The 21,328-nt window shown below is 50.8% G+C and carries 16 protein-coding genes; 7 read left to right on the top strand and 9 right to left on the bottom strand.

Translation table 11 applies throughout. The features are described 5' to 3' along the window. Positions 1-39: 39 nt before the first annotated feature. Positions 40-1,557, top strand: coding sequence for a DUF4301 family protein (locus CIK99_RS00715; RefSeq protein WP_094378756.1), 1,518 nt, complete (start codon positions 40-42; stop codon positions 1,555-1,557). Positions 1,558-1,752: 195 nt separating this feature from the next. Here CIK99_RS00715 and CIK99_RS00705 read toward each other — a convergent pair whose 3' ends face one another. From CIK99_RS00705 to CIK99_RS00675, 7 genes are all read right to left on the bottom strand, one after another. Then, complete coding sequence (locus tag CIK99_RS00705) at positions 1,753-4,101, bottom strand: CotH kinase family protein (RefSeq protein ID WP_094378754.1); 2,349 nt, start codon at positions 4,099-4,101, stop codon at positions 1,753-1,755. A 163-nt stretch (positions 4,102-4,264) separates the two neighbouring features. Next, positions 4,265-5,524, bottom strand: a complete 1,260-nt coding sequence (gene nqrF / locus CIK99_RS00700; RefSeq protein ID WP_094378752.1) for an NADH:ubiquinone reductase (Na(+)-transporting) subunit F — start codon at positions 5,522-5,524, stop codon at positions 4,265-4,267. A 21-nt stretch (positions 5,525-5,545) separates the two neighbouring features. Next, the gene (gene nqrE / locus CIK99_RS00695; protein WP_094378750.1) at positions 5,546-6,172 is read right to left on the bottom strand and encodes an NADH:ubiquinone reductase (Na(+)-transporting) subunit E; all 627 of its coding nucleotides are present in this window, start codon (positions 6,170-6,172) and stop codon (positions 5,546-5,548) included. Positions 6,173-6,175: 3 nt separating this feature from the next. Beyond that, a complete protein-coding gene (locus tag CIK99_RS00690) occupies positions 6,176-6,799 on the bottom strand; it encodes an NADH:ubiquinone reductase (Na(+)-transporting) subunit D (RefSeq protein ID WP_094378748.1) in 624 nt (207 codons plus the stop codon). 7 nt (positions 6,800-6,806) lie between these two features. After that, on the bottom strand, positions 6,807-7,424 hold the full coding sequence (nqrC, locus tag CIK99_RS00685) for an NADH:ubiquinone reductase (Na(+)-transporting) subunit C (RefSeq protein WP_094378746.1): 618 nt from the start codon (positions 7,422-7,424) through the stop codon (positions 6,807-6,809). Positions 7,425-7,448: 24 nt separating this feature from the next. Next, positions 7,449-8,603 (bottom strand): NADH:ubiquinone reductase (Na(+)-transporting) subunit B, encoded by a 1,155-nt coding sequence (locus CIK99_RS00680; RefSeq protein WP_094378744.1) that lies wholly within the window; start codon positions 8,601-8,603, stop codon positions 7,449-7,451. Positions 8,604-8,735: 132 nt separating this feature from the next. Further along, positions 8,736-10,085, bottom strand: coding sequence for a Na(+)-translocating NADH-quinone reductase subunit A (locus CIK99_RS00675; RefSeq protein ID WP_094378742.1), 1,350 nt, complete (start codon positions 10,083-10,085; stop codon positions 8,736-8,738). Between the two features lie 170 nt (positions 10,086-10,255). Here CIK99_RS00675 and CIK99_RS00670 point away from each other — a divergent pair, with 170 nt between their 5' ends. The 6 genes from CIK99_RS00670 (at position 10,256) to CIK99_RS00645 (ending at position 18,065) form a co-directional block, all read left to right on the top strand. Further along, the gene (locus CIK99_RS00670; RefSeq protein WP_094378740.1) at positions 10,256-14,686 is read left to right on the top strand and encodes a translocation/assembly module TamB domain-containing protein; all 4,431 of its coding nucleotides are present in this window, start codon (positions 10,256-10,258) and stop codon (positions 14,684-14,686) included. A 178-nt stretch (positions 14,687-14,864) separates the two neighbouring features. Further along, positions 14,865-15,731 carry a hypothetical protein gene (locus CIK99_RS00665; protein ID WP_094378738.1) on the top strand — a complete coding sequence of 289 codons (867 nt, stop codon included), beginning with the start codon at positions 14,865-14,867 and terminating at the stop codon, positions 15,729-15,731. Beyond that, positions 15,728-16,246: a S24/S26 family peptidase gene (locus tag CIK99_RS00660; RefSeq protein ID WP_254047670.1), complete on the top strand. Its 519-nt coding sequence runs from the start codon at positions 15,728-15,730 to the stop codon at positions 16,244-16,246. Before CIK99_RS00665 ends, CIK99_RS00660 begins: the two co-directional genes overlap by 4 nt. Beyond that, positions 16,243-16,509: a PqqD family protein gene (locus CIK99_RS00655; protein ID WP_094378736.1), complete on the top strand. Its 267-nt coding sequence runs from the start codon at positions 16,243-16,245 to the stop codon at positions 16,507-16,509. The genes CIK99_RS00660 and CIK99_RS00655 overlap by 4 nt, the downstream gene beginning before the upstream one ends. Next, a complete protein-coding gene (locus CIK99_RS00650) occupies positions 16,479-17,132 on the top strand; it encodes an ATP-binding cassette domain-containing protein (RefSeq protein ID WP_254047669.1) in 654 nt (217 codons plus the stop codon). Before CIK99_RS00655 ends, CIK99_RS00650 begins: the two co-directional genes overlap by 31 nt. A gap of 153 nt (positions 17,133-17,285) precedes the next feature. Then, the gene (locus CIK99_RS00645) at positions 17,286-18,065 is read left to right on the top strand and encodes an ABC transporter permease (protein ID WP_094378732.1); all 780 of its coding nucleotides are present in this window, start codon (positions 17,286-17,288) and stop codon (positions 18,063-18,065) included. Between the two features lie 741 nt (positions 18,066-18,806). On the opposite strand, the gene CIK99_RS15085 is transcribed toward CIK99_RS00645, so the two are convergent. Further along, the gene (locus CIK99_RS15085) at positions 18,807-18,947 is read right to left on the bottom strand and encodes a hypothetical protein (protein ID WP_158215861.1); all 141 of its coding nucleotides are present in this window, start codon (positions 18,945-18,947) and stop codon (positions 18,807-18,809) included. Positions 18,948-18,968: 21 nt separating this feature from the next. After that, positions 18,969-20,996, bottom strand: a complete 2,028-nt coding sequence (locus CIK99_RS00640; protein ID WP_094378730.1) for a BspA family leucine-rich repeat surface protein — start codon at positions 20,994-20,996, stop codon at positions 18,969-18,971. Positions 20,997-21,328 lie beyond the last annotated feature (332 nt).

Below are 21,328 nucleotides of genomic sequence, written 5' to 3'. Positions count from 1 at the left end.
TGTAATTTTGAAGCATAATTCACTAAATATACCACAAATATGCTATCACAACAAGACCTAAATCAGCTTGCCGCTAAAGGCATAAGCGAAGAAAAACTTAATTCACAGCTCGAAGAGTTTAAGACAGGATTCCCCTTCCTCAAACTCGAGGCAGCTGCCAGTGTAGGACAAGGCATCATCGCTCCGACAGAAGCCGACGTGAAACAATACGAAGAGGCATGGGAGCAGTACAAGGCACAAGGCCATAGCATCGTGAAGTTCGTTCCTGCTTCGGGAGCGGCATCGCGAATGTTCAAGGATATGTTTGCCTTTGCTGATGCTGACTACGACGTACCTACAACAGACTTTGAGAAGAAGTATTTCGACAACATTGAGAAATTTGCCTTCTACGACGCACTCGACGACGCATGCCGGAAGAATCTCGGCGCTGGAGTGAAGGAGCTCATCGCCAACGGAAGATATAAGGATGTGGCTCGCAACATGCTCAATGCCGACGGACTGAACTACGGGCAGCTGCCAAAGGGCATGCTTCTGTTCCACAAGTATTCTGAAGGTCCACGCACTCCTATGGAAGAGCACCTGGTGGAAGGCGCACTCTATGCCGCCAGCGACGGCAAGGCTGCCGTACACTTCACGGTGAGCCACGACCATCTGCCCATGTTCAAGCAGCGCGTAGCAGAGAAGCTCGACTTCTACGCTTCGAAATACGGCATCAGCTACGACATCACCTTCTCTGAGCAGAAGCCAAGCACCGACACCGTTGCAGCTAATCCCGACAACACTCCATTCCGCAATTCTGACGGTTCGCTCTTGTTCCGTCCCGGTGGTCACGGCGCGCTGATAGAAAACCTCAACGAGATTTCGGCCGACGTCATCTTCATAAAGAATATCGACAACGTGGTGCCCGACCGTCTGAAGGCAGACACCGTGAGCTACAAGCAGGTCATCGCCGGCATCCTCGTCACCTTGCAGAAAAAGGCTTTCGACTATCTCGAGACACTCGAAGCAGGCACATACAACCACGAGAAGTTGGAAGAGATCATCCGCTTCGTACAGCACGACCTCTGCTGCCGCAAGGCTGACATCAAGGAGCTGGAAGATGCCGACCTCGTCATCTATCTGAAGAAGAAGCTCAACCGTCCTATGCGCGTTTGCGGAGTAGTGAAGAATGTGGGCGAGCCTGGAGGCGGTCCTTTCCTCACCTACAACCAAGACGGCACCGTGAGTCTGCAGATACTTGAGTCGAGCCAGATTGACAAGAACAACGCCGAATATATGGAAATGTTTACAAAGGGTACACACTTTAACCCCGTTGACCTCGTTTGCGCCGTGAAAGACTACAAGGGCAATGCGTTCAACCTGCCTGACTTCGTTGACCGAACTACTGGCTTCATCTCAAGCAAGAGCAAGAACGGCAAGGAGCTCAAGGCTCTTGAATTGCCTGGATTGTGGAACGGAGCGATGAGCGACTGGAACACCGTCTTTGTGGAAGTTCCTCTCTCTACCTTCAACCCAGTAAAGACTGTCAACGACTTGCTTCGCGATCAGCATCAGTAAAATTTAGGAGAAATCTAAATATGGGAAGTTAAGGAAGTTAAAGAAGTTAAAGAAGTTAAAGAAGTTAAAGAAGTTAAGGAAGTTAAGGAAGTTAAAGAAGTTAAGGAAGTTAAAGAAGTTAAGGAAGTTAAAGAAGTTAAGGAAGTTAAAGAAGTTAAAGAACCCCACTTCTTTAACTTCCTTACGTTTTCTCCTTTATCTAAAGAGCTTTTTTCCTCGTTTCACTATCACTCCTCTTGCATTATCTTTTGCTCTCTTGCCGCCGATGGTGTAGCATGGGGCATTGTCGTTGTCGGCAGTAGGAAGTAAGATAGAGCTCGACTCGGAGAGGATTGGCTCGATGACAAGCTTTGTACACGAAGGCATGTCGAAGTCGTATGTCGGGATGGCGATAGTTTTCTCCTCTGTCTTTCCCGTGGTGGTAGTCTCAGTCACCTTCCATCCTGTCACAGTCTTGCTGCCGTCGATGCACGAGGCTTCGAGATGCAGTTTCCTGCCTTTATAGAATTTTCCGTCAAACAGCGCCTTGCTCAGTTTCACGCCATTGACAGAGATAGATACCGAAGCGCGTTCGTCGTCAGTCAGCGACGTTCCTATCTTCATTGGCGTCGGCGTGCCAAGCCTATAGTAGTTTGCCAGTTGGCTGTAGAAGATATTAGTTCGCTTGTTTAGCCAGGTGCGGGCATTACGCAGTTCGTCGTTATAGTTAGGCCACCATTGGTTGATAAGAACACGATGGTGTGGATATTCGAATCTTATTTCCTCATACATCGGGTCCCACACTTCGCGCGTACCTCGTTCGTTGAGAAAGTCGCCCATATAGATGGCGGCACGGTCAAGAAACTCACGTTTGAAGTCTTCATCCTCCATGAGTCTTCTGAAGAGTCGCGTGTGTTCATACTGGTTTGCCCAGTTATTGTTACTGTCGTAATCAGGGTTGTAGATCCATTCTATGGTGTTGTAGTTCACGTCTCTTCCATAGAGTCCGAGCCCGAAGTCGGTATCTTTGGCAATCCATCTCCATCGTCCGTCGTCGGTTCTTGGTCGCCACATCACTATATTGTTGCCTGGGAAGTCGAGGTTGCAGTAGTAGAGGTTCATCAGCATGAGATTGATAAACTCATAGCAGTCCATCCATTTCGAGTATTCCTCCATGGTATGACCGTGCTCCTGATAGAAGTCCTTGAAAGCGTTGTAGTTGTCCCATGTTCCCTCTTTCAGTTCGTACCAGTTTTCAAACATGTCTATATCCTCAAGGCCGTCGTAGTTGGTGTAGATATTGTCCTCATTGCTGCGTTCGCGGAAGTTAAGCATGCCGAAATACTCGCCGTTGACATACACAATGGCTGGGCGGTATGCCTGCCAGTCGAGGTCGGTATGTCGTGCCATATTACGCTGGATGATAGCGTCGCGCTGGAAGAGATAGTCGAAGTCGTTGCCAGCGTTACGCAGGGCTAACGACTTGAAGTCGGTCACTCCGGGACGGTCCTCGGGGAAGAACTCATACTTGAATCGTTTCTCGCCAAATCGTTTGTTGGCATAGAGTGCGAGCGACTTCTTCATGTTTCCTCTTGTCGCGCCTCCCATGATGCGAGTCTCGCAGAGTTGGTTGATGACCGATTCCTCTTCGGCATTTTCAAACACCTCTAAATTTATCGGTCGTCTCCAGTCGTGGTTGTAGTTTTCCTTTCCGTCAGCCTTATTGCCTTCCACGTAGATGCCTATAGCGGGGTCGTAGAAGTAGCGTTTGTCAGTGACGATAGACACTACAGGCAGTGTCACCTCTCGCTGGTGGAAGATGAAGCTATGCGCCACGGAGCGTGGTGAGAGGCAGCCGTCGGCGAAAAGCTTTGCCCTTATCACCGTTGTGCGTCTTATATTGATGGGATTGGAGTAGGCTGTGCTTGACTCTGTCGGTTCAGTACCGTCTTTGGTATATCTTATCACGGTTCCTTCTGGGGCACCGTCGGGCAGCGACAAGGAGAGTTTAAAACTTTTTGTTTCGGCGCTTACCATTCCCGTAGAGCTGAACACGGGCTGTCCGAGGATGGTCTTCGTCGTCTTTCCGCAGTTGGTGTTTCCCGGTGTCGGCGTGAGCATATATCCCCAGTCGTCGGCAGCGTCATTCTTTCGTCCGTAGGCGATATTTGGAGCGGGTTGTTTTTTCATGCCAGTGACCTTATCGGCCACATTTTCGCCTTTGAACAGATATACGGCGCCGTCTTTTCCTGATTCGAGTCGGAAGTCGGTGTGAAGTCCGTTGGCTTCTTTATCACAGTACACTACGACATGTTTTCCTGCCTCCAGTTGTAGGTTAGGCAGTTTCCATGCCTTGTTAGCTTTGTCTGAGTCGCCGATGGAATAGTCGGCAAGATCCACTGCTGTTGTTCCTGCATTATACAGTTCCACCCACGAGTCGGGAAATTCGTTGATGTCGTCCATTATGCAGTCGATGTTTGACTGCATCAGTTCGTTGATTACCACTTGCGCACGAATGTTGTTTGCGGCAAGTGTCATAAGGGCTAATGCTAATAATGGTTTCATTCTTTCTTGGTTCTTGTTTTTGAAATAGATTTATAAGATTGTCACAATGATGATAAGGACTGCGGTTAAGTATGCGGTTGTAGTAGTTTTTCTTTTAGGGTTGTAGGGAGAATATCTTGTCCCCCTACAACCATGATAATGAAAAAATTACTATGTTGAGGTATTATCCTCCAAAGTTGTCATACATTATCGACTCTGGCTCTACGCCGAGAGAGTCGAGCATTCCGACGACGGCCTTCGACATCGGACCAGGTCCACACATGTAGTATTCGATATCCTCCGGTGCCTCGTGGTCCTTCAGGTAAGTGTTGTACATCACCTGATGAACGAATCCGGCGGTGTATTTCACTCCTGCTGCGTCGGCGGCTGGATCCGGACGGTCGAGTGCGAGGTGGAAATGGAAGTTTGGATATTCCTTCTCCAGTCCGAGGAAGTCGTCGAGATAGAACACCTCGTTGAGAGCTCGGGCTCCGTAGAAGTAGTGCATCTCGCGGTCGGTAGTGTGCAGCGTCTTTGTCATGTGCATGATCTGCGCTCTCAGCGGTGCCATTCCGGCTCCACCGCCCACCCAAATCATCTCGCGCTTGGAGTCGAAATGAGGATGGAAGTCGCCATAAGGTCCGCTCATGATCACCTTGTCGCCTGGCTTCAGTGTGAAGATATACGACGAGGCGATACCTGGATTGACGTCCATGAATCCGCTACGGTCTGGCTTGAACGGCGGTGTGGCGATACGAACGGTGAGCATAAACACGTCGCCCTCGGCAGGATAGTTGGCCATGGAGTATGCGCGTATTGTCGGCTCGGTATTGACACACTTCAGCGGGAAGAGGCCGAACTTCTGCCATGCCGGCAGATACTCTTCGCCGATGAGCGACTTGTCGATGTCCTTGTCGTAGTCGATAGAGAATGTAGGAATTTTAATCTGTGCATAAGAGCCTGGCAGGAAGTCCATGTGTGCGCCCTTTGGCAGCTGCACCTTGAACTCCTTGATGAATGTGGCGACGTTTTTGTTTGATATCACCGTACACTCGTATTCCTTCACTCCGAGGACGCTCTCTGGCACACGGATATTCATGTCGCTCTTCACCTTGCACTGGCATCCGAGTCTCCAGTTGTCCTTTATTTCCTTACGGGTGAAGTGTGGCTTTTCCGAGTCGAGTATCTCACCGCCACCTTCAAGTACCTGCACCTTACACTGTCCGCAGCTTGCCTTTCCACCGCAAGCCGATGGAAGGAAGATGCCGTTTTCGTTGAGTGTGGTCATGAGGCTCGAGCCTTGTCCCACCGAGATGGTGCGGTCGCCATTGATGGTGATGTTCACATTTCCGCTTGGCGAGAGATATTTCTTCGCCACGAGCAGAAGGATGACTATGAGCAGTATCAGCACTAAGAATACTGCGATGCTTACTGTAATGAACATAATCTGTTTATCCTCCTTTCTTTATATTTTAAGTCCTGAGAAGCACATCATGGCCATAGCCATGAGTCCTACCGTGATGAAAGTGATGCCGAGTCCCTGAAGAGGCTTTGGCACGTCGCTGTATTCCATTTTCTCGCGAATGGCTCCCATAGAGACGATGGCAAGAGTCCATCCGAGTCCGCTGCCGAGTGCGAATACGAGTGCGTCAACGATCGAGCCGATGTATTGTGTGTTTGACGGGTCGAGGTTGATGCGCTGCTGCATGAAGAGCGAAGCTCCCATGATGGCGCAGTTGACGGCGATGAGCGGGAGGAAAATGCCAAGGGCTGCATAGAGCGACGGCGAATAGCGCTCGACGATCATCTCCACGAGCTGTACGATACCGGCGATGACGGCGATGAAGAGGATGAAGCTGAGATACGACAAGTCAACGCCCTCCACGAGGCAGTCGGGACCGAGAATCTTTGTCTGCAGCAGATAGTCAACGGGCACGGTGACCATGAGAACGAAGGTCACGGCAAGTCCCAGTCCGAGCGAGGTCTTCACGTTCTTCGACACGGCAAGGAACGAGCACATACCGAGGAAGAAGGCGAACACCATATTGTCCACGAATATGGACCTGAAGAATAAGCTAATAGCGTGTTCCATACATTATTTCTCCTTATAAAAATAAGCACGATGCACCCAGATGACACATCCTAAGAGGATGAGTGCCATGGCGGGCATGGTCATCATACCGTTGTTAACATATCCGAAATCATACACTGCATCGGGCAGAATCTGAAATCCTAATAGCGAGCCGCGGCCAAAGAATTCGCGCACGCCGCCCACGATGACGAGGATCATAGCGTAGCCCAGTCCGTTAGAGACGCCGTCGATAAACGATGGCCATGGCTTGTTCTGCATGGCAAACGCCTCAAGACGTCCCATGAGGATACAGTTGGTGATGATAAGTCCCACATATACCGACAGCTGCACGCTGACATCGTAAGCGAAGGCCTTCAACACCTGGCTGACGATGGTGACGAGGGTGGCCACGACGACGAGTTGTACCACGATACGGATACGCGTCGGGATGGTATTGCGGATGAGCGATATTATCACATTGGCAAAGGCGGTGATCACTGTCACGGCGAGACCCATCACGATAGCTGGTTCAAGCTGTGCAGTGACAGCGAGCGCCGAGCAGATGCCAAGCACCTGAACCAATATTGGATGGTCGAGGTTCAGAGGATTGCTGAATACCTCCTTGTTCTGTTTTGAAAATAAACTCATAGCTGTATTACTTGTTTAAAAACGCTTGATATTTACCTAACGACTCACGTAGCATCAGCGACACGCCGTCGGACGTCAGTGTGGCACCAGTGACGGCATCACACTCCGACTGTGGGTTTTTCACGTCGCTCTTTTTCTTCACTGCGATGGCAAGGCTGCCGTCAGCGGCGAAAATCTTCTTTCCGCGGAACTGGTCTTGCCATGCACGCGAATCCTTAATCTCAGCTCCAAGACCGGCGGTCTCCGACTCGTGGTTGAAGAATGCACCGAAGATGGTGTTCTTGTCGTCGTCGAGTGCCACATATCCCCATATTGGTCCCCAGAGTCCCATTCCCCTTACGGGAATGACATACTTTTGTTTACCATCTACCTGACAGTCGTAGAGCACGAGTCCGTCCTCGACGGTTGTCTCAGCCTTCACCACCTGCTGGTATTTTGCCTCAGCCTCTTGGTTGGCGAGATCGCGGATGTTGAGCGAGGCGAGTATCTGTTTCTTCTTGTCCAACGCCACATTCACGTCCTGCATAGGCTTCAATGTCTGGTAAATGAAGGCGAGCAAGAACGCCACGATGATGACCATCACCGAGCTATATATAATAATGTAGGAATTCTTGTTTGTATTCATAATTCTTCATTTCTAATGAATCCATTATCTGTTTACTCTCTTTGCTCTCTTCCTGATATTGGCATCCACCACATAGTGGTCGATGAGCGGAGCCATCATATTGCCGAAGAGGATGGCGAGCATCATGCCCTCGGGGAAGCCAGGGTTCATCACACGGATGATGATGGCAAGCGCGCCGATGAGCAAGCCGTAGATATACTTTCCGGTGTTGGTGCGGCATGAGGTCACTGGATCGGTGGCCATAAACACGGCACCGAAGGCGAAACCGCCATACACCAGGTGCTCGTACCATGCTATTGACTGTCCGGTCTGCTCAAACACCACGGCCATCAGGCTGCCTCCAACCACCACGCTGAGCATGGTGCGCCAAGAGGCGATGCCCGACCACAGAAGGATGACGGCGCCGATGGCGATGGCTATGACCGAAGTCTCGCCCACCGAGCCGGGAATGAATCCCATCACGGCATCGCTGACCGAAGCGGTCACCTGTGTGCCTGCGGCTAACTGTCCGAGCGGTGTGGCTGCCGTGAAGCCGTCGGCGAGGTTATTTCCCAAGCCAAATATCGACTCGTTGGCCACCCATACGCTGTCGCCACTCATCTTGGTAGGATAAGAGAAGAAGAGGAACGCGCGCGCTACGAGCGCCACGTTGAAGATGTTCATGCCCGTTCCGCCGAAGATCTCCTTGCCGATGATCACGGCAAACGCCACTGCCACGGCAATCATCCATATAGGACAGCCCACGGGCAAGATCATCGGGATGATGATACCCGAGACGAGATAGCCTTCTTGTATCTCCTCGCCTTTCCACTGTGCCCAGGCGAACTCTATGCCAAGACCTATGATATAGCTTACCAATATCTTCGGCAACACGGCGAGGACGCCGTAGAAGAAGATCTGACAGAAGTGTGCCTCGGCGAGTGTGCCAGCAGCGAGATAGTTCTGATATCCCACGTTATACATTCCAAAGAGCAGGGCGGGCAGCAGGGCTATCACCACCATGCTCATGATGCGCTTTGAGTCTATCGCGTCGTGGATGTTACAGCCGTTTTTCGCCGTGTCGTTGGGCACGTAGAGAAACGTCTCGAAACCGTCAAACACGCTGCGAAAGGCGTGAAGCTTGCCGTCCTTCTCGAAGTTCGGCTTTATCTTATTGAGATAATTTCTTAAAAAACTCATTTCATAAATATTTTAATATGTAAAAATTGAAAGATTGAAACCGTTCCCGTTTTCGTTATCGTTTTCGTTCCCGTTTTCGTTATCGATTTCGTTATCGTTTCGTTCCCGTTTTCGTTATCGATATCCAATCTTTCAACTATTCTCTTTCCTCAGCATGTCGAGTCCTTCGCGTACTATGCGCTGGAGCTCGAGCTTCGAGCTATCGACAAACTCGGCCAGGGCGAAGTCCTCGGGGCTCACCTCGTAGATGCCCAGCGCCTCCATCTTGTCGATATTGCCGGTGATGATGGCCTTGACGAGATACTCGGGATAGATGTCCATCGGCATCACGCTGTCATACTCGCCGCTCATTATCATGTGGCGTTGTCCGCCTTTGATGCGGGCGTCGAGAGCGTATTTCCTGCTGCCGAATAACCATGAGAAATAGCTGCGGCTTACCGAGAACTGCTTTAGGCGTGGCATTATCCAGCCTGCCAACTCGTCGGCGTCGTCACCTTCGGGGATGACGGTTATCTCCGATGTGTGGGCACCGAGATATCCCTCGCCGGTCACTGGTGTACCTGTGAGGACGTTGCCGTTGATGATGCGCACCCGACGGTTCTTGTCATAAGAGTTGCTCAGAAGCGTTGACAGTTCTTCGCCTACAAGCATGTCGGCATACTGTGGCTTCTCCACCTCGCTGCCGCAGAGTGCCACGGTGCGTCGCAGATCCACCTTACCAGTGAGCATCAGCCTGCCGAAGAACAATACGGCGGTTGGCTCTACGGTCCACACTGTCTCGCCCTTGTTCACCGGGTCGAGATGGTTCACCTGCACGCCTACGTTACCTGCTGGACAAGGTCCGTCAAACGCCGTCACTACTACATCCTTAGCCTCAGTGAGCGCCTTCGCCGTCTGACGTGCTCCGATGCCGAGATAGGTCTTGGCAATCTTCGACAAGGCGGTGAGTCCGGCCTGCCACTGCAGCTCCTGTCCCTCAAGCTCATACTCGAAGTCGGCTGCCAGAGGCTTGTCCCTCAATGCCGACACGAAGATGCTCTTCGGACGTTCTGCCGGTGTGGCTACCACGGCATAAGGCAGCTGGTTGATGTATCCAAACAGTCCTGCCTCCAAAAGAGCGTTTACCACTTCGTCTCCACTAAGACGATCTACATCTTTCTTGCCGAAATCGGTTGCCTCTTGCTTTCCGTCGGCTTCCACCATAATGCCCAACACCTTGCGTCGCTCACCACGCACCACGGCTCTCACCGTACCGCTAACGGGCGATGCAAACTTCACTTCTGGGCAATTCTTGTTGATAAACAAAGCGTCGCCAGCCTTGACATTGTCGCCTTCCTTCACTACGACCTTAGGTGTTACACCTACAAAGTCGGTGGGAGCAAGACAGTACTTGCCGTTCGACTTCAGCTGTATCTTTTTCTTCTCAGCCGCGCCAGCAAGCTTTATGTCCAAGCCTTTACGCAATTTAATTACATTGACCATTATAATAAAGGGTTTTGTTAAAGTATCTAAGAAAACGCTGCAAAATTACGAATTTTTAAGCAGAATATGAAGAATTTGACAATAAAAATGGGTTACATTGCACTTTTTTTTGTAATTTTGCGCCATAAAAGACGACATCATTCAGTTTTTGGAAACTCCACTAAGCAATTTTGAAACTATTTAAACACATAATAAACATCGTCGTATGGACTTCTGTGTCCATATACATCGCCATCGCCATCCTACTCCATGTGCCGTATGTCCAACAACAACTCGGACAGACGGTGGCTAACGCCGTGGGGAAAAAGATTGGCACGAAGGTGACAGTAGGACGCGTTGACTTGGGCATGCTCAACCGCATCATCATCGACGACGTCACCATCCTCGACCAGAAGGGCAAGACCATGATGCTCTCGGCGCGCATAGCAGCGAAGATTGACGTGGCTGCGCTTGCCAAGGGGCGCATCGTCGTCAACTCAGCACAGCTCTTCAGTCCGCGCCTCACGCTCTATCAGACTTCTGCCGAGGCCAAGCCAAACTTCCAGTTTGTGCTCGACTCGCTCGCGTCGAAAGACACCACGAGCCACAAACCGCTCGACATCGCCGTCGGGTCGTTTATCATGCGGCACGCCGACATTCACTACGACCGCTACGACAAGGCTCCTACCAAGGGTAAACTCGACATTAACCATCTCGCCGTCAGCGACTTCAACCTATACGCCGCTTTGCCGCAACTCACCGACAACACTCTTGAACTCGCCGTCCGCGAACTGTCGTTCAAAGAGCAGTCGGGCATCGACATCCGCCGTTTGGCTTTCCATTTCCGAGCCGACCGCCGTAAGGCCGTGCTGAGCGACTTTACGCTCGAGATGCCTGCCTCCAAGTTGCTCATCCCCTCGCTCACAGCCTCTTACCGCCACGACGGCAAAAACATCATAGCCGCCACCGTGAAGTTTGACGGCACCATAGAACAGTCGTTTGTCACACCAGCCGACATGGCTTTTATCTTGCCTTCGCTGCACACGTTCCACGACAAGCTCTTCATCGCCTCGTCATTCAGCGGCACCGGGACGAGCGTCAACATCGGCTCGTTTGTCGTCAACTCGCCGTCGGGCGACATCAATATCGACACCAAGGGATGGTATAAAAAACAAGGGGCCCGAGGACTGTGGTATGCTGACGTGAAGCATCTCGGCGTCTCGTCGAAGACCATCGAGTTCCTCTCCGAAAACCTCAAGGGCGAAAAGACCGAAGTGCCTGACGTACTACGCCGACTGGGCAACATCGACTTCAACGGCAATGCCGCAGCCACACGCGACGGCGCCATCACCGCCCGAGGCAACGTAAGGACCGGCGTGGGTAATGTGGACATCAAGTTCCACATGGACGACAACAACCACTTCGGCGCCACTGCCGTCACCGATGGCATCGACCTCAAGACGCTCGCCGACAACCATCACCTCGGCACCGCTGCCCTCAACGTCAACGCCCAGGGCGCACTCAAGGCGGCCGGAGGCAAACCTTCCATCGACGTCAAAGGCACCGTCTCGAAGTTCAGCTACGACGGCTACACCTTCAGCAATATCGACCTCAACGCCACCTACTCCGCATCATCCATAGGCGGAAAGGTGAGCATCGACGACCCAAACATCAGACTCTCTGCCGACGGCTCGCTCTCCACCCTCGGCAAGGGCAAGGATATCGCCTTGGCAGTCAACATCGACTACATCTGTCCTCAGGCCATCAACCTCTCGTCAAGATGGGGCGACGCACGCTTCTCTGCCATTGTCACCGCCGACATGCGCGCCTCGGCGGTCAACGACGCTCAGGGCACGCTCTCCATCACCGACTTCTCGCTCACATCCTCTACCGACTCCTGCCGCATAGATCATATCGACGTCGAGGCTGGATTCAGCGGAAAGACACATAACATCAGACTTGACAGCGACTTCGGCCATATCGATATCAACGGCACCTTCGACATAGCCACACTCGCCAAGAGCTTCTCAAACATCGTAGGCAGCAAGCTCCCCACCCTTCCAGGACTCACCCACGACGGCCGCAGCTACGGCAACGCCTTCTCGCTCAAGGCCTTTATCTCTTCCACACGATGGATGCGGCCGCTCTTAGGCGTCAACCTCGACATCCAGTCGCCTCTCGTCATCGACTCGCGCCTCGACGACACCACACAAGAGGTGGCCCTCAACGCTAACACCGACAGCTTCTCGCTCAACGACAAGCCTTATGCCGCAGCCGTCGTGGCCTTGTCGTCGCCTCTCGACACTCTCCTCCTCGACACCCGACTCACCAAAATCATGGACAACGGCGACGCCATGCGCCTCAAGGCTCACTGCTCGGCTGCCGACAACAAACTCCACACATCGCTCTACTGGGACAACGGCAGTGCCACAAAACCCATGTCAGGCAATATCAACGCCATCGCCTCGTTCTTCACACGCGACGACAACCAAAAGGCTGCCACCATATCCATCGTCCCCTCACATATTAATATAGGTGACAAGCAGTGGGACGTAATGGCGTCAAACATCTCTTACGCCAAAAACGACATCGACATCCGACAATTCAAGATAGAACACAACGGACAGCATATCATCGTCAACGGACGGGCTTCAGACCGCGACACCGACTCGTTGCTCATCGACCTCAACGCCGTGGATGTGGAATACGTGCTAAACCTCGTCAACTTCCACTCCGTGAAGTTCGACGGCGACGCATCGGGACGAGCCGTCATCGTGGCGCCTTTCGGCAAGATGAGCGCCTATGCCAAGCTCAACGTCAACAACTTCCTCTTCGAAAACGGACGCATGGGTGTGCTCAACGCCAACGTTGACTGGAATGCCGACGAGAAACAGATCGACATACATGCCGTGGCTGACGATGGTCCCGAGGCACAAACCCTCATCGACGGATATGTGTCGCCCTCACGCAACCATATCGACCTCGCCCTCAATGCACAAGGCACTTACATCGACTTCCTACACTCGTTCACCAAGAGCTTCATCAGCGACGTCACAGGACATGCCAACGGCACTCTGCGACTCGCCGGTCCGCTCAACAAGATAAACCTCACCGGAAAGGTCACCGTCAACAAGGCAGAGGCAATGATCTCGCCGCTCAACTGCAGATACTACATCGACGGACAGACCATAGAACTCATTCCCAACGAGATAAAACTCGACGGAGTGACTCTGCGCGACGCCGAGGGACACGAAGGACACGTCAGCGGAAGCCTCTACCACAAGAGCCTCACACGTCTGAGCTACAACCTCGACATCGCCGCCGACAACCTCCTCGCCTACGACTTCCGCGACTTCGGCAACAACACCTTCTACGGCACCGTCTATGGCACTGGCAACGTTCACATCAACGGACGCAGCGGTCTCTTCCGCATGGACGTTGACATCACGCCGCGCCCAGGCTCGTCGTTCACCTACAACGTGTCGTCGCCCGACGCTCTCTCCAACCAGGACTTCATCGAGTGGAAAGACTCCACTAACAACAGTCTCGCCAACGCCGACAACGCCGTTTCTCACCGCACAGTCACGCCGCTCAACCTCTCGTCAGACATGTACATCAACTTCAACATCAACTGCACGCCCGACGCCACCATACGTCTGCTCATGGACCAAAACACCGGCGACTATATCACGCTCAACGGCGACGGAGTGATCAAGGCCACATACTACGACAAGGGAGCATTCAACATGTTCGGCACCTATACCGTTGACCACGGCACCTATGGCATCACCATACAAAACATACTGAAAAAGTCGTTCTCGTTCAATCGCGGCGGCACACTCGTCTTCGGCGGCAACCCATTCGACGCTGCCATCAACCTGCAGGCAGTACACACCGTCAACGGCGTGACACTCTCAGACCTAAACATCGGCAACAGCTTCTCTAACAACACCATACGTGTCAACTGCCTCATGAACATCGGAGGCATAGCACGACAGCCACAGGTGAGCTTCGACATCGACATGCCTACCGTCAGCACCGACGAGAAACAGATTATACGCAGCATCATCAACAGCGAGGAGGAGATGAACCAACAGGTGGTGTATCTGCTCGGCATTGGCAAGTTCTACCCTCAGACCAACAACAACTCGCAGGCTCAGGGCGGAGCGCAATACAGTCAGACGTCACTCGCCATGCAAAGCCTTCTCTCGGGCACCATCTCCGGACAGATTAACTCCATCCTCGGCTCGGTGGTCAAGAGCAACAACTGGAACTTCGGCGCCAACATCTCCACTGGAGACGAGGGATGGAACAATGCCGAATACGAAGGCCTGCTCAGTGGCCGCCTCCTCAACAACCGCCTCCTCATCAACGGACAGTTTGGCTACCGCGACAATGCAGCCAAGGCCACACAGTCGTTCATCGGCGACTTCGACATCCGCTACCTGCTCACTCCTAACGGCAACCTCGCACTCAAAGTCTATAACCAGACCAACGACCGCTACTTCACCAAGTCGAGTCTCAACACCCAGGGCGTGGGCATCATCATGAAGAAGGACTTCACCACCCTCCGCGACCTCTTCGGCAGAAAGAAAAAGAAAACGGCAAAGAAGTCGAAATAATCGTTTACTCAAGATTCCACGACATTTTAAGGCTGTACAGATGCTAACCCAAAAACTGTTGCCCAACGATGATTTTTTGGGGAAAAGTTTGGATAATAAGAGATTTATTAGTATTTTTGCCGACGAAAACAATTAGTACTTTGTGTATGAATAGCAAAGATGCTTAAGAAATGAATCAATGAAAAAATATAATTATACGATTGCAGGGCATAAGGTGGCTCTCGAAATCAGCGACCAGAGGCTTGCTGACACTCTTTCGAACTACGCCCCGTTCGCGACAGAGTCTGACGACGACGTGGTGTTCACCATCCACGTTGCCGACGGCTGCACCATGCCATCTGACTTTACGGAAGAATGGCGACAGGAGGACGAGGGACAGGAGATATTGTGCGGCGAGATAAAGGGACGACCGGCTTTCGTGTTCAGATGGAACAGAGAGGACGGAGGCTGCATGGTGTGTGAACGTGACTATACAGACGCCACGCTCTTTCTTGCCACACGCCACCGCAAGGCATCGCTCGACAATGCGATGATGGTGATGTACGCCCTTGCCACGGCTCGACGAGGCACACTGCTCTTCCACTCTTCTACCGTATGTCACGACGGAAAAGCATACATGTTTCTCGGCAAGAGCGGGACGGGAAAAAGCACTCACTCAAGACTCTGGCTTGAGAACGTAGCCGGCACGACACTCGTCAACGACGACAACCCCGTGGTGCGTATTGACGACGACGGGACGGCAAAGGTCTATGGATCGCCATGGAGCGGCAAGACGCCTTGTTATCGACGGGTGGAACACAGATTAGGCGGAATAGTGGGACTGAGCCAAGCTCCCCGCAACGAGATACGCCGCATGAAAGGCATTGAGGCCTATGCCCTTATCTCTTCGAGTATCTCGGGAAAACGATGGGACAAGAGCATCGCCGACGGGCTGCACGACACCATCAACCGCCTTGCTATCGGTGTGCCCACATGGCATCTCAACTGTCTGCCCAACGCCGAAGCTGCCCTGACATGCAAGAAGACTATTTGCGAGGCGATATGAAAGACAAAAAGCTCTGCGGCGATATGAAAGACAAAAAGCTCTGCGGCGATATGAAAGACGATAAGAAAGAAATAAAAATGAGAAACGACATCATTCTCTCAGAAGTAGTGAGACTCGTGGAAGAAGGCGTCAGCGTGACACTGCCCGTGGATGGAAGGAGCATGCTGCCATTCATCGTTGGAGGCCGTGAGAGCGCGATACTTACCAAGCCCGGCAAACTGAAAAAGGGCGACGTGGTGCTGGCATGGACTGACGACCGCCGCTATGTGCTTCACCGCATCATTGCCATCGACGGCGAAAAGGTGACACTCATGGGCGACGGTAATCTGCAGGGAATGGAGCACTGCACGACGGACGGAGTGAAGGCGAAAGCCACTCACGTGGTGGACTGCAAAGGCAGGCGACGTGAGCTCTACACGCCATGGCGTACGATGGCTGCAAGACTTTGGCAAAAGCTCAGAATAGTGAGAAGATATTTACTGAAAATTTACAAAATAACTCATAGGATAAGATGAAGAAAAAAGACGGATTTGTTCTTCGCGAAGTGTGCGGAGAGAAGGTGATCATTGGCGAAGGCATTGATGCCGTTGACTTCGGCAAGTTGATAAGCATGAACGAGACGGCGGCATGGCTCTGGGAACAGGCCGACAGCGAGATGGACGCTGAGAAGCTGACAAAGGCTCTCGTGGGTGAATACGACGTGGAGGAGGCTGTGGCAGCCCACGACGTGAGAGCCATACTCGAGGAATGGCGAAGAATAGGAATCGTGGAGGACTGACAGACATGCTTGAACTGAAAAACGTGACGATAAGTCACAACGGACAAACCCTGATGAGCGGCCTCTCGTTGGTGGCTGCCAAGGGCGAGGTGACGGCGATATGCGGACCATCGGGCTGTGGCAAGACCACTCTACTGAGAACCATCATGGGTTTCCACACCGCCGACAAAGGATATATCAGTATCGAGGGCGAACTGGTGACTCCGCTCTCCGCGCCCTCGTTCAGGCAGATGATGGCTTACGTGCCTCAGGATCTGTCGTTTCCCGTAGAGACGGTGGCGGAACTTGTCGAACTGCCTTTTACGCTGAAAGCCAACCAATCAAGGCCTTTCTCGCGAAACAAGGCGATGGAACTGTGGAACGCCCTCGGACTCGACCATCAGCTCTACGACAAACCAATAAGCGAGATCAGTGGCGGCGAGCGACAGCGCATCATGATTGCCAACCTCGGACTGATGGAGAAAAGCATCATTGTCGTCGATGAACCGACGTCGGCTCTCGATCCCGACTCAGCGGCACGCGTAGCCTTGTTCCTCAGACAGATAGCTCGCAACGGCGCGGCAGTGATCGTGGTTACTCACGACCCTAACTTCACAGCTGACAAGGTGATTTCGGTTGTTTAGGAGGAAAGAAGTTAAAGAAGTTAAAGAAGTTAAAGAAGTTAAAGAAGAAGTTTCCTTGAGCGAAGCGAAAAAAAGGAGTTAAAGAAGAAGTTTCCTTGAGCGAAGCGAAAAAAAGGAGTTAAGACGAAAGATATTTAAACTTCAACAATAAGCATGGATATATCTATATTAAATATGGTGGTGGGACTGCTGCTGACTGCTGTTCCGCTCTACGTGTTCTACAGACTGAAGACACCGCTGCTGAGTCAGGCGGCAATAGCGTTGGTGAGGATGACGGTGCAGATGGCGCTCATCGGCGTGTATCTGCATTACCTCTTCACATGGAACAACGCCTGGATAAACATCCTCTGGGTGGTGGTGATGGTGATAGTGGCTTCGTTTACAGCCCTGAAGCGCACACGGCTGCGCTGGCAGACTGCGCTGCTGCCCTTAGCGGCGGGATTTTTCTGTTCGGCGGTGGTTGTGGGACTTTACTTCCTCTTCATCGTGCTCAGGCTGAGCAATCCGTTCGACTCGCGCTATTTCATCCCCATCATGGGCATACTGCTCGGCAACATGCTCAGCGTAGCTGTGGTGACACTGACGAGCTACTACGACTCGCTCTGCCGCGAGACACCTCTCTACTACTATCTGCTCGGCAACGGAGCGACACACATGGAGGCTATAACGCCTTTCTTGAAGAAAGCTGTGGAAAAGGGCTTTGCGCCAGTGATAGCCAACATGGCAGTGATGGGTCTCGTGGCTCTTCCCAGCACGGTGACAGGACAGATATTAGGCGGTTCTGCTCCTGGCATTGCCATCAAATACCAGATAATGATTATCGCCATAACATTCTCTGCTTCAATGATTTCAATGGCACTGACGATATATCTCGCCGACCGCAAATCGTTTGACGAATGTGGACGTATAACCCACGTCAGACCTAATGCTTGACATGTATCAAAGCTGTTGACCTACGTCAAAATATAGGCAGAAAAGACGTTTTTTTGCTAAAATTGTGTTCGCACACAACAAAAATCGTTGTACCTTTGCATCGACAAAAGCAAAGAGCTATTCAAAATAATGGTATAAAAGCAATTAGGGACTTAGCTAAGGTTGAAGAGATTATTTAGGATAACATTACAATAAAAGAAAAAGGGTAACACAAATAACAATAGGATATAAATTAGAAAAAAAACACACAAACGGATGTGAAGATGCATCCAACGAGACACGTAAAAAAAAAGATTGTTTAATTTAAAGAAAGAAAGGGTAACAATTATGAGAAAGTTAGTAAACAAGATTAGCGCAAGCAAGAGATTTAACAAGTATTGCGTAAATGTGCTGAAGATGTATAACTACGGAAGAGTAAACGCTCCAGTATAAAAATCGAGTAGGAGGAAAACGAAGTAGTTTTCTTCCTACTTTCGTTTTCCGACCTCTCACACCACCTCGCGATGGACACCCTTGCCTTGGGCTATGCGATTCCCGCTATTAGGGCTCACTCGGGACTTGCACCCGTTAGACCATGCTCATGCCGAGCGTACCACAAAAGAAGAGACAACTGGGTTGCCTCTTCTTTTATGTGACAGTTGAATGTGATTTCCCCGCGGGCGTTGCATCGGGACGGTAGCCAGCGTTTGGATTACCCCTTGTGGGGTCTCCGTGATCCAATCCCCCATTGTCGGGATGATGTTAGTCGCCGTAGTATTCACTGCCGGTTAAACCGTTGTAATCACTATCCAACGCCATTTGTATTGACGACCCCGTGAGGATGACACTGGGAGTGATGTTATACACTTTTATTGCGGGACGCATATACTTTTTCTTTTCCATATTTATTAATGTCGTAATGAGTTATTTGATGATCAATTTGATTGTCTTGTTGCCACGGCGCACGATGTTCACGCCTTTTACGGGAGCGTCGATGCGGCGGCCATTGATGTCATAGTATTCTGCATCGTCGGTGGCTATAGAGTTAAGCAGGTCGATGGCAGTCGTTCCTTCTTCGCCACCATGGCCGATAGAGAATGCCCTGGCACTCGATGTTTGAGTAGAAGCAGTCAAAGTCATATATGCGCGGAAGGGCTTGACGCCAACCGTTGTCACATTCTCCGGCATCTTTGCGGGATTCATCAGTTTGTTGTTCAGCAGGATGAAGGCATTGCCGTCTTCCGATGTGAAAGTCTTCGTCTGATATGTGCCGCAGAGTTGCAGAGAGCTGCCGTCAGGGCCATTGACTTTCGCCCCATCAAAAGGCGCTTTTTTTATCTCAGCCTTTGTCTCTGAGATATTGATTTCCTTTTTCACGCCATCATTAAACTTGAAGAGCACTGGCGTTCCGGCAGCAATCGTTCCCGTTATTTCCTCAATCTCCACCGCATTAGCAGTTGCGCCCTTAAGCTGATATGCAGTAAAATTAAAATTAGCCGGGGTATATGCAAATGGCAGGCAGAGTGAGAACCATGTTGAATTAGATGACGAGAGGTCGCGGGAATAAGTAGCCTCGTTAGCCTTAAACTCATATTTTGGAGTGAAGTCATAGTTGTCTGTCAGGTTAAGACTTTTAGTCGTCAAAGGTTCTCCGCATAATTCCACCTTACTGTCACCCAATGTGAAATATGTCTTGAAATAGCCAGTTTTAGTGTTATAGTTGGCCATGGATTGGTCTATTTTATATTTGGAGTATGAAGCAGCTCCTACGAGTTTGCTGCAACCCGAAAACATTTCATCACTACTGCTGACATTGCCTGTTTTAAAATCATCACTGACATAGATTGTCGTGAGACCTGAGCAGCCAGCGAACATGGATCTCATATCCGTCACCTCGGCAGTGTTGAATGATGACAGGTCAAGAGATGTGAGTTTTTGGCAGCCATTGAACATCCAATACATATCCGTCACATTGGAGGTATCGAAGTTTGAAAGGTTAAGAGATGTGAGACCTGAGCAGCCATTGAACATATAACCCATATTCGTCACATTGTCTGTATTGAATTTGGACACGTCAAGAGATGTGAGACCTGAGCAGCCACTGAACATAGAACCCATACTCGTCACCTTGTCAGTGTTGAATTTGGACACGTCAAGAGAGGTGAGGCCTGAGCAGCCACCGAACATGTAGCTCATATTCGTCACCTTGGCAGTGTTGAATTTGGACACGTCAAGAGAGGTGAGGAGTTCGCAGTCACCGAACATGCTGCACATATCCGTCACCTCGGCAGTGTTGAATTTGGACACGTCAAGAGAGGTGAGCTTTTTGCAGCCATCGAACATGTACAACATTTTCGTCACATTGTCAGTGTTGAATTTGGACACGTCAAGAGAGGTGAGGCTTAAGCAGTTATCAAACATGGCGCCCATATCCGTCACCTTGGCAGTGTTGAATTTGGACACATCAAGAGAGGTGAGGCGTTGGCAGTTATCAAACATGTTGCTCATATTCTCCACCTTGGCAGTGTTGAATTTGGACACGTCAAGAGAGGTGAGGCGTTGGCAGCCATAGAACATGAAGCTCATATTCGTCACTTCCTCAGTATTGAGATATTCGATGCCTTTAATAGATGTCAAATAGATACAATAATGGAACCATTCATAGCATGAAGTCGGCCGTGCATCTTTGAATGATTCATGAAAGACAACTGTCTTAATGGAATATTTATGTTTTGCTAACCATCCTGGAGAAGTTTTAGGATCGGTAGGAACATCATATACAATTCCAGTCCAGTCATATCGGCTGTCGCCATACTTGAACGTCAGCGTACCGTCTTCGTACACTGTGTACATTACGTTTGCCCACGTTGATGCAGGCATCACCATAGTCATCGCGAGCATCAGTCCCGTGACGAGCCATCTTAATTGTTTAGTTTTTCTTTTGCTTGTCATAATACGATATCTATTTAATTATGATTTCAGGGTGCGAAATTAGTGATTTTTATTTGTATATAGTAACAAACGGATAATATTTTAAACATTTTTAAATAAACATCATCGGTAATTAAGAATAATTGGGGACAGGTTCATCGACCCTAAAGAGTGAACCAATGTACCTGTCCCCATGACCCGTCAACTAAACCCGTCAACTAAACTGTTCTCTTTCTCTTCTTATTCTTTCTCGTTATCTTTATCGTCACCTCCCTCCCCTCTTTCAGTTCTTCCAATACCCTTTCCTTCACGCAGTCATACGTGGCTTGTGTATCCACGAGCAGGCCTATGGC

The sequence above is a fragment of the Prevotella sp. P5-92 genome (assembly GCF_002251245.1).
Taxonomy (GTDB): Bacteria; Bacteroidota; Bacteroidia; order Bacteroidales; family Bacteroidaceae; genus Prevotella.
The sequence above is the reverse complement of the archived record's forward strand: the minus strand, read 5'-3'. Positions and strand labels throughout refer to the sequence as shown.